Below are 12,376 nucleotides of genomic sequence, written 5' to 3'. Positions count from 1 at the left end.
GGCGGTGAACGGCACGTGATGGGCTCGATAGCATCAAGCACCGGTCCGGACGGGGGATCGACACCGCACCCCTGGCCGTGTCGCCTCTCGGGGTCCCCGTCCGCCGGTCGACGCAGCCGGAGGTGCCGATGAGCGCGGAGGCCACGAACGCCGCGACCCCAGGGGCCGTGACGCCCGTTCCCCAGAGCCCGCCGGCTCCCCGCCGGCGCTCCCGGTCCAGACTGGACCTGAGGCGGCTCGGCCGGGTCGCCCTGCTCGGCCCGACGGGCCGCGACCGGCTGCCCGACGCGATCAGCCACGTCGCCGAGGCCCACCGGGCGCACTTCCCGGAGGCCGACCTCGAACCCCTGCGCCACGCCTACGTGCTGGCCGAGTCCTCGCACCGCGGGCAGATGCGCAAGAGCGGCGAGCCCTACATCACCCACCCCCTCGCGGTGACCCTCATCCTCGCCGAACTCGGCGCGGAGACCACCACGTTGACCGCCTCGCTGCTGCACGACACGGTCGAGGACACGGCGGTCACCCTGGAGCAGGTGCGCGCCGAGTTCGGCGAGGAGGTCTCCTACCTGGTCGACGGCGTCACCAAGCTGGAGAAGGTCGACTACGGCGCGGCCGCCGAGCCGGAAACCTTCCGCAAGATGCTGGTCGCCACCGGCAACGACGTCCGCGTGATGTCGATCAAACTCGCCGACCGGCTGCACAACATGCGCACCCTCGGCGTGATGCGGCGCGAGAAACAGGAGCGCATCGCACGCGTCACCCACGACGTGCTGATCCCGCTCGCCGAACGGCTCGGCGTGCAGGTGCTCAAAACCGAACTGGAGGACCTGGTCTTCGCCGTCCTCCACCCCGAGGAGCACCGGCGCACCCAGGAGCTGATCGCCGGCAACGCCGCCGGCGCGGACGACCCGCTGGCCGAGATGGCCGAGTCGGTGCGCGCGGTGCTGCGCGAGGCGGACATCCCCGCCGAGGTCGTCATCCGGCCCCGGCACTCCGTCTCCGTGCACCGGGTCTCGCGCAAACGCGGACAGTTGAGGGGCACGGACTTCGGACGGCTGCTGGTCCTGGTGCAGGAGGACGCCGACTGCTACGGGGTGCTCGGCGAACTCCACACCTGCTTCACGCCGGTCGTCTCCGAGTTCAAGGACTTCATCGCCGTCCCGAAGTTCAACCTCTACCAGTCCCTGCACACCGCGGTCGCCCGCGAGGACGGCCAGGTCGCCGAAGTCCTCATCCGTACGCACCGGATGCACAAGGTCGCCGAGGCCGGCGTGATCGCACTGGGCAACCCCCATGTGACGCCGCCCGGTTCGGACGAACAGGGCGAGGGCGCCGAGCGCGAGCGACCGGACGGGGAGCGCGCCGACCCGACCCGGCCCGGCTGGCTCTCCCGGCTGCTCGCCTGGCAGGCCGCCGCCCCCGACACCGACATCTTCTGGTCCACGCTCCGTCAGGACCTCGCCCAGGACCGCGAGATCACCGTCTTCCGCGCCGACGGCGGCGCCCTGGGCCTGCCCGAGGGCGCCACCTGCGTCGACGCGGCCTACGCCCAGTACGGCGAGGACGCCCACTCCTGTATCGGCGCCCGGGTCAACGGCCGCCTCGCCGCCCTCGGGACGGTGCTGCGCGACGGCGACCGGGTGCAGCTGCTGATGGGCCAGGACCCGGCCTCCGAGCCCTCCCGGGAGTGGCTCGACCACGCCCGGACGCCCACCGCGCGCATCGCCATCCAGCGCCGGCTCGCGGCCCGCGCCGCCGAGGCCCCCGCCGGCGGGACGTCCGCCGACGGGCGTGACGAGGACGGGCGTTCCGAGGACGCGATCCGCGACGTGCCGCCCGCACCGGACCCCTCCGTCGAACCGGACGTGTCGTTCCGCGGCACCGGCGTGATCGCGGAGAGGCCGGGCAGCCAGGTGCGGCTCGCCGGCTGCTGCACCCCCGTGCCGGGGGACGAGATCGTCGGCTTCGCCGTGCGCGGCGGCGCGATCGCCGCCCACCGGACGGACTGCGCCACCGCCGTGCGGATGCTGGGAGCCGGGCGGGAACCGGTCGGCGTGCACTGGGGCGAGACGACCGGCTGCCGGGTCACCCTGATCGCCGAGTCCTTCGGCCGGCCCCACCTGCTGGCCGACCTCACCGAGGCGATCGCCGCCGAAGGCGTGGACATCGTGTCCGCCACCGTGGAACCACCGGTCCGCCAGCGCGTCCGCCACACGTACACGCTCCACCTGCCCGACGCCGCCCACCTCCCCGCACTGATGCGTGCCATGCGGGACGTGCCGGGCGTCTTCGACGTCGGCCGCGCCGCCACCGCCGCGCAGTGAGCCCGCCGGCCCGGAGCCGGCGGCAACCCGTTCGGGTGGGAAGGACGTGAGTCGCCCCCGGGGCGACGGCCCGTGCTGGTAGCCGTGGGGGATGCTCTCGCACCGCCCTCGCCGCCGCGCCGTCCGCGGCGCCCTGCTCGCCTCCGCCGTCTCCGTCTGCCTGGTCGCGGCCGCCGCCCCGGACCCCACGCCCGCCGCACCGCTCGGCGTCGGCGACCACCTCTTCCCCGAGCTGGGCAACCCCGGGTACGACGTCCTCTCGTACGACCTGCACTTCACCTACCCGGGCTCCAACACCCGCCCCATGGAGGCGGTCACCGCCATCGAGGCCAGGACCACCCACCGCCTGGAACGGCTCAACCTCGACTTCGCGCACGGCAAGGTCTCCTCGGTCACGGTGGACGGCGCCAAGGCCGCGTTCACCACCGCCGGCGAGGACCTGGTGATCACCCCGCGCGCCCTGCCGGAGGCGGGCGACACCACCCGGATCGTCGTCCGGCACACCAGCGACCCCCGCCCGCCGAAGGGACGGGACCACGGCTGGGTGGTGACCAAGGACGGCCTCGCCATGGCCAACCAGGCCGACGCCGCCCACCTGGTCTTCCCCTGCAACGACCACCCGTCCGACAAGGCTCTCTACACGATCCGCGTCACCGCCCCCACCGCGCTGACGGCCGTGGCCAACGGCCTGCCGGAGAAGGACGGGAGGAGCGCCGCCCGCGCGGCGCGGACCCGCACCTGGACGTACCGCAGCAGGCATCCGATGGCCACCGAACTGGTCCAGGTCTCGGTGGGCCGCTCCGCCGTGGTCACCCGCAAGGGCCCGCACGGGCTGCCGTTGCGCGACGTCGTCCCGGCCGCCGACCGGAAGAAGTTGGAGCCGTGGCTGGCGAAGACACCGGGGCAGATCGGGTGGATGGAGGGCAAGGTCGGCCCCTACCCGTTCGAGACCTACGGGATCCTCATCGCCGACACCGCCACCGGGTTCGAGCTGGAGACCCAGACGCTCTCCCTCTTCGAGCGCTTCCTCTTCACCGAGCCCGCCATCCCCGCCTGGCTGGTGGAGTCGGTCATGGTGCACGAGCTGGCCCACCAGTGGTTCGGCGACAGCGTCACCCCGGCCACCTGGTCGGACGTCTGGCTCAACGAGGGCCACGCGACCTGGTACGAGGCGCTCCACGCGGAGGAGACCGGGCACCGCACGCTGGAGGAGCGGATGAAGGCGGCGTACGCCTCCTCCGACAAGTGGCGCGCCGCGGGCGGGCCGCCCGCGGCCCCCAAGGTCCCCAGGAAGGGGCAGAAGATCGGCATCTTCCGGCCGGTGATCTACGACGGGGCGGCGCTGGTGCTGTACGCGCTGCGACAGGAGATCGGACGGCACGCCTTCGAGCAGGTGGAACGCGCCTGGGTGCACCGGCACCGGGACGGCACCGCCACCACCGCCGACTTCGTCGGGCTCGCCTCCGAGATCGCCGGACGCGACCTGGGCGGCTTCTTCCGGGCCTGGCTCCACGGCACCCGGACACCGCCGATGCCGGGGCACCCCGACTGGAGGTCTAACGCCCCCGCGGCCGAGGGCGGGCCGGCCGCCGGACGCACCGCCGTGCCCGCGCCGGAACCCGGCCGCCACGGGCACGCGCACATGTGGCACGAGTACATGGGCCACGACCACATGGGCCACGACCACATGGACCATGGCCGATGAGCCGTGATCGCGGGGTCGTGACCTTGTGGACATGACTCCTTGGACACGACTCCTGGGCACGGCCCCTTGGACATGACTTCGTGAGCATGACTGGGCGGGCCGTGGCCGGGCGGGCCGAGGGCGCGCGGTGACACCCGCGGGCGCGGCCGCCGCTCCTCGCGGGCGGTCCACCGCCGCGGTGGCGTCCGCCGTGACGGGGCCGCCGCGGACCCGAGCGCCAGGGCCCTGGTGCGGCACGCGCAGACCGCGGTGCGGCACGCGCAGGACGCGAGGGCGACGGCCGCGGGCCCGGCGGAGCCCCTCCCGGCACCCGGGTGACCGCCGCGCGGGTGCACCGCCGGCCGCCGCGGCACATAACCCGGTGACGGGGCGGCGGCGCCGTGGGACCATCGTGGGGCGCGGGCGGGTTGCCCGGGAATCTCCCGGGGCACCCGGACGTTGTGACCAGTGACGGACCGCACGGCCCGTCGTTTCCCCCCTTCGACGTAAGGACCCAATGACCTCCTCTTCATCCACTTCCCAGGACTCCGAGCGTTTCGCGCACGCCCTTCGGGCCGATGCCCTGATGGAAGAGGACGTCGCCTGGAGCCACGAGATCGACGGCGATCGGGACGGCGACCAGTTCGACCGTTCCGAGCGTGCGGCCCTGCGACGCGTCGTGGGCCTGTCCACCGAACTCGAGGACGTCACCGAGGTCGAGTACCGGCAGCTCCGGCTGGAGCGGGTCGTACTCGTCGGAGTGTGGACCTCGGGCACGGCGCGGGACGCCGAGAATTCGCTGGCCGAGCTGGCCGCCCTCGCCGAGACGGCGGGCGCGCTGGTGCTGGACGGCGTGATCCAGCGGCGCGACAAGCCCGACGCGGCGACCTACATCGGTTCCGGCAAGGCCAACGAGCTGCGGGACATCGTCATCGAGTCCGGCGCGGACACCGTGATCTGCGACGGTGAGCTGAGCCCGGGCCAGCTGATCCACCTCGAGGACGTCGTCAAGGTCAAGGTCATCGACCGGACCGCGCTGATCCTCGACATCTTCGCCCAGCACGCCAAGTCCCGCGAGGGCAAGGCGCAGGTCGCGCTGGCGCAGATGCAGTACATGCTGCCGCGCCTGCGAGGCTGGGGTCAGTCGCTGTCCCGTCAGATGGGCGGCGGCAAGGGCGGCGGTCTCGCCACCCGTGGTCCCGGTGAGACCAAGATCGAGACGGACCGGCGCCGGATCCGCGAGAAGATGGCGAAGATGCGCCGGGAGATCGCGGAGATGAAGACCGGCCGCGACGTGAAGCGTCAGGAGCGGCGCCGCAACAAGGTGCCCTCGGTCGCCATCGCCGGTTACACCAACGCCGGCAAGTCCTCCCTGCTCAACCGCCTCACCGGCGCCGGCGTCCTGGTCGAGAACGCGCTGTTCGCGACCCTGGACCCGACCGTGCGCCGGGCCGAGACGCCCAGCGGGCGGGTGTACACGCTGGCCGACACCGTCGGCTTCGTGCGCCACCTGCCGCACCACCTGGTCGAGGCGTTCCGCTCCACCATGGAGGAGGTCGGCGACTCCGACCTGATCCTGCACGTGGTGGACGGCTCGCACCCGAACCCGGAGGAGCAGCTGGCCGCGGTGCGCGAGGTGATCCGTGACGTCGGCGCCACCGGCGTGCCGGAGATCGTCGTGATCAACAAGGCGGACGCGGCCGACCCGCTGGAGCTCCAGCGGCTGATGCGGGTCGAGAAGCGTTCCATCGCCGTGTCGGCCCGCACCGGGCAGGGCATCGACGAGCTGCTGGCGCTGATCGACGCGGAGCTGCCCCGCCCGGCCGTCGAGGTCGAGGCGCTCATCCCGTACACCCACGGCAAGCTGGTGGCGCGGGCGCACGCCGAGGGCGAGGTGATCTCCGAGGAGCACACCGCGGAGGGCACCCTGCTCAAGGTGCGCGTGCACGAGGAGCTGGCCTCGGACCTCGCTCCGTACACGCCGGCCGCCGCCTGACGCTTCCGGCCCTCCGGGCCGGGGCGACGACGAGGGCCCGCCTCCCGGTGACACCGGGAGGCGGGCCCTCGTCGTGCGCGGGCCTTCGCCCGCGTCCGCCGGCTACTGAGCGCTCACGGACTCGTAGAGCTTCTCGGCCTGCGAGTCGAGACGCGGTCCGGCCAGCCAGCCCGCGCTGACGGGGCCGATGGAGGTGTTGGACACCAGCGCCGGCTTGCCGTCGGAGCCCTCGGCGACCCAGCCGCCGCCGGAGGAGCCGGCCGTCATCGTGCAGCCGATCCGGTACATGGTCGGGTCGCTCGCCACCACGGACAGACGGCCCGGCCTGTCCTCGCACTGGAACATCCGCTCGCCGTCGAACGGCTTCGCGGCCGGGTAACCGGTCGCGGTGACGCTGTCGATCTCCGCCACCGCCGGGGCGTCGAACTCCACCGGCAGCGCGGCGCCCACCGTCTCCTCCAGCGACTTGCCGCCGCCGTTCTCCGGGGTCACCTTCAGCACGGCGTAGTCGAACGGAGCGCCGTCGCCGCCGGTCTGGCCGCCCTGCGCGATCCACTGGTCCGAGGTCATCGCGACCTGGGCCCACCACAGGCCGTGCGGAGCGATCTGCTCGGGGGCGGCGCCGGCCAGCTCCTGGCCGCTCATGCCCTGGTCGTTGTAGGAGGGCACGAAGGCGATGTTGCGGTACCAGCCGCCCTTCTCGCCGGCGTGCACACAGTGGCCGGCCGTCCACACCAGGTTGGACTTCCCGGGGTTGGCCGGGTCCTTCACGACCGTCGCCGAGCAGACCATCGTGCCCTGCGGCCCGTCGAAGAAGAGCTTGCCCGCGGCCGGCGCCGAGTCGCTGTACGGGGCGGAGACCCCGGCGGCCTCCACCGGCGCCGGCGTCGGGTCGGTCACGCCCTGGTCGTCGGCGATGGCGTTCTCGTCGACCGTGCTGTCCGGCTCCTCGGCCCCCCGCATGCGGTCGGGGTTCCAGAGGTCCTCGATGACCGGGTTGATGAACTGGTCGGCCTCACGCAGCCAGTCGTCCTTGTCCCAGTTCTTCCAGGCGCCTCCCCGCCACTCGTCGAGGTCGATCCCGTGCTCCTTGAGCTTGTCGGTCAGCTCCTGGGGGATCTTGATCGTGCCGTCGTCCGGGAGGGACACGGGCGGCTTGTCGGCGGCCTCGGTGCCCTCCGGCCCGCAGGCGCCCGCGGTGAGGGCGAGGGCCGAGGCCAGGGCCACGGCGGCGAAGGGGCGGAAGGCGCCGCGCCGCGTGCGCGCCGTCCGGCCCGCGGTGTCCTCCCGGCCGGACGGGAACGGCGGGCGTATGGGTCGCATGTTCAGAACTCCCCCTGGCGTGAGTGCGCTTGGACGTGATGGGACCGGTCACCCACGGTGCCCGATCGGCCATCCCACCCTAGGGGGTGGCTGTGGGCGGGCGCCGACGGGCAGGCAACGGTTCCGTCACGAGGGGCGGACGGAGGCGTCCACCAGGGGGTTCCGGTCCGCGTGGTCTCCTCCGCTGCTTCCCCGGAAATCCCGCTTCACCCGTGTCCTGGACGGAGGCGGCGCAGTTGTAGCGCTGAGGGGACGGCTGTCCGCGTCCGGCCCCGATGTCGTGGGACGGCGGGAGGACCAGAGGGTGGCCTTGTCCGGGACCGTGCGCAGACAGCCGCTGCGGGAGCCGTCGGCGCGGACCTACGCCCGCGCCCTGCCGATCGTGCCGGTGCGCGCCCGGGGGATGACCGTCGAGGGCCCGGACGGCCGCCGCTACCTGGACTGCCTCTCCGGCGACGGGGCGCTCGCGCTGGGCCACAACCACCCCGTGGTGCTGGCCGCGGTGCGTGAGGTGCTGGACTCCGGTGCGCCCATCGGCGTCCTGGACCTGTCCACGCCGGTGGAGGAGCGGTTCGTCGCCGAACTGCTGGCCACGCTGCCGCCGCGGTTCGCGCCGGGCGCCCGGGTGAGGTTCTGCGGCCCCACGGCCGCCGACGCGCTCGCCGTGGCCCGCGGACTGGCCCGGGGGATGAGCGGGACGGTCGTGGAGCCGGCGGAGGACGACCGGCTGCGGCGACTGCGGGAGAGCACGCGCGACCGGGGCGTCCCCCTGATCGTCGACGAGACGGTGACGGGGGTCGGGCGGACCGGCGCGTTCTGGGCCGTGGAGCACAGCGGTGTGACGCCCGACGCGATGGTGCTGGCCAAGGCGATCGGCGGCAGCCTGCCGCTGGCCGTGGTGGTCCACCGGGAGGACCTCGACGCGGCGGGCGCCCCGGTCCCGCCGGCCGGCGCGCCGCGCGGCAACCAGCTCGCCATGGCGGCCGGGGCGGCGACCCTCGCCCACGTCCGCGAACACCGGCTCGCCGCGCGGGCCGGGGAGATCGGCGACCTCATGCTCCGCCGGCTGCGGGCGTGGGCCGCGGACCTCCCGTGCGTCGGTGAGGTGCGCGGGCGGGGGCTGATGCTCGGCCTGGAGTTCGTCGACCCGGCCCTCGCCTCCGGTGAGGCCCGCGGCGCGCCCGGTCTCGCCGCGGCGGTACGGCGGGAGTGCCTGCGGCGCGGACTGATCGTGGGCCTCGGCGGACCGCGCGCCGGAGTCGTCCGCCTCCTGCCGCCGCTGACCGTCACCGACGAGCAGGCCGACGCCGTGCTGGAGCGGCTGGCCTACGCGGTGGAAGCGGCGACGGCATCCCCCGATCCTGAACGACCCCGGTGAAGCCCCTGTCGAACGTCGCCCCCGAGTGGTGACCGCGTTCGGGGAACCCACCGGACCGCTCCGGCGCACCGAGGAGCACGTGCGGGCGCAGACCGGGGACGACGGCCGCAGCGTGCCGTGCCCCGGGCGCCCGACGGGCGGCCGATGAGCCACGGGGAGGTCCACCGCACCGGCCTGGACCCGCTCGCGGACCACTCCGCCGCGCGCCCCCACGACACCGGCGTGCATCCGCCGGTCGGCGAGGCCGCCGACCGGCGGACGCGGACCGGGCGCCCCGCTGCCGCACGCGGTGGCCCGCCCGGAGCCCGCCCGGCGTCCCGCCCGCCCGAGGCCGGTCGCCGAGCCCGGCGTGCGGAACCACGCCTCCCCGGAGCCTTCCGGAAGGCCGGTTTCCGCCGGGCCGCCACCCCCGGGCTGCCCGGCAGGCGGGCCGCCCTGATGGTCCGCGGGCGGAACGCTGTCGGAGGGACGCACTAGGGTGGGTGGGGCTATGACGAAGCCCTCACTCCCCGAGCTCCTGCACGCCGCCGTCGGAGCCGTCGGCGGCACGGAGCGCCCCGGCCAGGTGGCCATGGCCGAAGCCGTCGCGGAGGCCATCGACGACGGCACCCACCTGCTGGTCCAGGCCGGCACCGGCACCGGCAAGTCGCTCGGCTACCTGGTGCCCAGCCTGGCGCACGGGGAGCGCGTGGTCATCGCCACCGCCACCCTGGCGCTGCAGCGGCAGCTGGTCGAACGCGACCTGCCGCGCACGGTGGACGCCCTGCACCCCCTGCTGCGCCGCCGGCCCGAGTACGCGATGCTCAAGGGCCGCTCCAACTACCTCTGCCTGCACCGGCTGCACGAGGGAATGCCGCAGGACGAGGACGAGGGCCTCTTCGACCAGTTCGAGGCCGCCGCGCCCACCAGCAAGCTCGGCCAGGACCTGCTCCGGCTGCGCGACTGGGCCGACGAGACCGAGAGCGGCGACCGCGACGACCTGACGCCGGGCGTCTCCGACCGGGCCTGGCAGCAGGTGTCGGTCTCCTCCCGCGAATGCCTCGGCGCCTCCAAGTGCGCCTACGGCGCGGAATGCTTCGCGGAGGCGGCCCGCGAGCGGGCCAAGCTCGCCGACGTGATCGTCACCAACCACGCGCTGCTGGCCATCGACGCGATCGAGGGCGCGCCGGTGGTCCCGCAGCACGAGGTGCTCGTCGTCGACGAGGCCCACGAACTCGTCTCCCGCGTCACCGGTGTCGCCACCGGCGAACTCACCCCCGGCCAGGTCGGCCGTGCGGTGCGCCGCGCGGCCAAACTGGTCGACGAGAAGTTCGCCGACCAGCTGCAGACCGCCTCCGAGGGCTTCGAGCGGGTGATGGAGCTGGCCCTGCCCGGCCGCCTGGAGGAGATCCCCGAGGACCTCGCCTACGCGCTGACCGCGCTGCGGGACGCCTGCCGGTCGGTGATCTCCGCCCTCGGCAACACCCGCGACAAGTCCGTCCAGGACGAGGACGCGGTCCGCAAGCAGGCCCTGGCCTCGGTCGAGAACGTGCACGCCGTGGCGGAGCGGATCACCCACGGCAACGAGTGGGACGTGGTCTGGTACGAGCGGCACGACCGCTTCGGCGCCTCGCTGCGCGTGGCTCCGCTGTCCGTGGCCGGGCTGATGCGGGAGAAACTGTTCGCCGACCGCAGCGTGGTGCTGGCCTCCGCCACGCTGAAGCTGGGCGGCGACTTCAACGGCGTCGCCGGGTCGCTGGGGCTCGGCCCCGAAGGGCTGGAGGGCGACGACCTCCCGAAGTGGAAGGGCGTCGACGTCGGCTCGCCGTTCGACTACCCGAAGCAGGGCATCCTCTACGTCGCCAAGCACCTGGCCCGCCCCGCCCGGGACGGCGACCGGGCGGACATGCTGGACGAACTCACCGAACTGATCCAGGCCGCCGGCGGGCGGACCCTCGGACTCTTCTCCTCGATGCGGGCCGCCCAGCTCGCGGCGGAGGAACTGCGGGAGAGGATCCCGGAGTTCCCCGTGCTGCTGCAGGGAGAAGAGACCCTCGGCGAACTGATCAAGAACTTCGCGGCCGACCCGAAGACCTGCCTGTTCGGCACGCTCTCCCTCTGGCAGGGCGTGGACGTGCCGGGACCCAGCTGCCAGCTGGTGGTCATGGACAAGATCCCGTTCCCCCGTCCCGACGACCCGCTGATGAGCGCGCGGCAGAAGGCCGTGGAGGAAGGCGGCGGCAACGGCTTCATGGCGGTCGCCGCGACGCACGCGGCGCTGCTGATGGCCCAGGGAGCCGGACGGCTGGTCCGGGCCACGGGGGACCGCGGCGTGGTGGCGGTGCTCGACCAGCGCCTGGCCACGGCACGCTACGGGAGCTTCCTCAAGGCGTCCCTGCCCGACTTCTGGTACACGACCGACCGGAACCAGGTCCGCCGCTCGCTCGCCGCCATCGACGCGGCCGCCCAGGCGGAGGGGCGCTAGGCGCGGGCGGCGGACACAGCCGCCAGGCGGCGGCACGCGAGGCGTCAGGATGCGGCGCGGTCGGCCCACCGGTGCGGCAGGACGTCACGCGGCGGGACGCCAGGCGGCGGGTGGCCGTGCGGCGGGACACGACAGGGCCCCGGAACCGGCGCAGGGGTTCCGGGGCCCGATCAAGCGCGGCCGGGTGGGCCGCTGGTCTCAGACGCGGCGCAGGACCGCCACCACCTTGCCCAGGATGGTCGCGTCGTCGCCCGGGATGGGCTCGTAGGCGGCGTTGTGCGGGAGCAGCCAGACGTGTCCGTCCTCGCGCTTGAACCGCTTCACGGTCGCCTCGCCGTCCAGCATGGCGGCGACGATGTCGCCGTTCTCCGCCACCGGCTGGCGGCGGACCGTGACCCAGTCGCCGTCACAGATCGCGGCCTCGATCATCGAGTCGCCGACGACCTTGAGGACGAAGAGCTCGCCGTCACCGACCAGCTGCCGGGGGAGCGGGAAGACGTCCTCGACCGACTCCTCGGCGAGGATCGGCCCACCGGCGGCGATCCGGCCCACCAGCGGCACGTAGGACGCCGCCGGCTTGCCCGCCGTGTCCGTGGGCTGCACGGGGGTGGCCTGGTCGGAGGCGCGGACCTCGTAGGCGCGCGGCCGGTGCGGGTCGCGGCGCAGGAAGCCCTTGCGTTCGAGCGCCATCAGCTGGTGCGCCACCGAGGAGGTGCTGGAGAGGCCCACGGCCTGCCCGATCTCCCGCATGGACGGCGGGTAGCCCCGGCGCTGCACCGAGTCACGGATCACCTCGATGACCCGCCGCTGCCGGTCGGTGAGGCCCGAGCTGTCCGCCCTGATGCCGGGAGGTCGCCCGGGGAGGGAGCGCTTTGGCCCCTCTGGGTGCGTGGCTTCGTTCATCGCGGTGTTGATCCCGGCGTTCATCGCGTGTGGCGGCTCGAGACGCCCCTGGGAGCGGTCCTGGGCGGTGATGGTGGCGCTGTCTGCGGTGGTGGTCACGTCGGCCCCTCTCGATGGTCTCCCTGCTGCTCAACGGTAGAGGCTTTCGAAAGGTTGCGCCAAACACACGTTCGAGTGAAAAAAGCCGATCCCTCTGGCACGTGCCACGGGCGGGGTGTAAGGCCCCCGGACCACCCCGATCTCGGGCGGAGGGGGGCGGGGGGATACGCTTCACCGGTCCGCGTCCCGCCCGGGCCGTGCCCCA

Annotated in this window: 7 protein-coding genes; 5 read left to right on the top strand and 2 right to left on the bottom strand. The window is 73.8% G+C overall.

Annotated elements, in window-relative coordinates; translation table 11 throughout:
* Positions 1–128 precede the first annotated feature (128 nt).
* The 3 genes from A2U95_RS03995 to hflX all read left to right on the top strand — a co-directional run bounded on the left by A2U95_RS03995 (position 129) and on the right by hflX (position 6,004).
* Positions 129–2,324 carry a RelA/SpoT family protein gene (locus A2U95_RS03995; RefSeq protein ID WP_166020842.1) on the top strand — a complete coding sequence of 732 codons (2,196 nt, stop codon included), beginning with the start codon at positions 129–131 and terminating at the stop codon, positions 2,322–2,324.
* A 91-nt stretch (positions 2,325–2,415) separates the two neighbouring features.
* Entirely contained in the window at positions 2,416–4,029 is a 1,614-nt protein-coding gene (locus A2U95_RS03990) for a M1 family metallopeptidase (protein WP_166020841.1), read from the top strand.
* 496 nt (positions 4,030–4,525) lie between these two features.
* On the top strand, positions 4,526–6,004 hold the full coding sequence (hflX, locus tag A2U95_RS03985) for a GTPase HflX (RefSeq protein WP_166020840.1): 1,479 nt from the start codon (positions 4,526–4,528) through the stop codon (positions 6,002–6,004).
* A gap of 102 nt (positions 6,005–6,106) precedes the next feature.
* On the opposite strand, the gene A2U95_RS03980 is transcribed toward hflX, so the two are convergent.
* Positions 6,107–7,327, bottom strand: coding sequence for a trypsin-like serine peptidase (locus tag A2U95_RS03980; protein WP_206282816.1), 1,221 nt, complete (start codon positions 7,325–7,327; stop codon positions 6,107–6,109).
* A gap of 256 nt (positions 7,328–7,583) precedes the next feature.
* Here A2U95_RS03980 and A2U95_RS03975 point away from each other — a divergent pair, with 256 nt between their 5' ends.
* Positions 7,584–8,705: an aminotransferase class III-fold pyridoxal phosphate-dependent enzyme gene (locus A2U95_RS03975; RefSeq protein ID WP_420857016.1), complete on the top strand. Its 1,122-nt coding sequence runs from the start codon at positions 7,584–7,586 to the stop codon at positions 8,703–8,705.
* A gap of 490 nt (positions 8,706–9,195) precedes the next feature.
* A complete protein-coding gene (locus A2U95_RS03970; RefSeq protein ID WP_166020838.1) occupies positions 9,196–11,169 on the top strand; it encodes an ATP-dependent DNA helicase in 1,974 nt (657 codons plus the stop codon).
* A gap of 198 nt (positions 11,170–11,367) precedes the next feature.
* On the opposite strand, the gene lexA is transcribed toward A2U95_RS03970, so the two are convergent.
* Positions 11,368–12,171: a transcriptional repressor LexA gene (gene lexA / locus A2U95_RS03965; RefSeq protein WP_166020837.1), complete on the bottom strand. Its 804-nt coding sequence runs from the start codon at positions 12,169–12,171 to the stop codon at positions 11,368–11,370.
* Between the last annotated feature and the right edge of the window lie 205 nt (positions 12,172–12,376).

This window comes from Streptomyces chilikensis, from assembly GCF_001642695.1.
In the GTDB taxonomy this organism is placed as follows: domain Bacteria; phylum Actinomycetota; class Actinomycetes; order Streptomycetales; family Streptomycetaceae; genus Streptomyces; species Streptomyces chilikensis.
Note: the sequence above shows the minus strand (reverse complement) of the source record. Positions and strands in the feature narration are given on the sequence as shown.

Excerpts from the sequence above, each read along its gene's own strand:
- A2U95_RS03995 (WP_166020842.1), top strand. The coding sequence starts at position 129 with ATGAGCGCGGAGGCCACGAACGCCGCGACCCCAGGGGCCGTGACGCCC.
- A2U95_RS03990 (WP_166020841.1), top strand. The coding sequence starts at position 2,416 with ATGCTCTCGCACCGCCCTCGCCGCCGCGCCGTCCGCGGCGCCCTGCTC.
- hflX (WP_166020840.1), top strand. The coding sequence starts at position 4,526 with ATGACCTCCTCTTCATCCACTTCCCAGGACTCCGAGCGTTTCGCGCAC.
- A2U95_RS03980 (WP_206282816.1), bottom strand. The coding sequence starts at position 7,327 with ATGCGACCCATACGCCCGCCGTTCCCGTCCGGCCGGGAGGACACCGCG.
- A2U95_RS03970 (WP_166020838.1), top strand. The coding sequence starts at position 9,196 with ATGACGAAGCCCTCACTCCCCGAGCTCCTGCACGCCGCCGTCGGAGCC.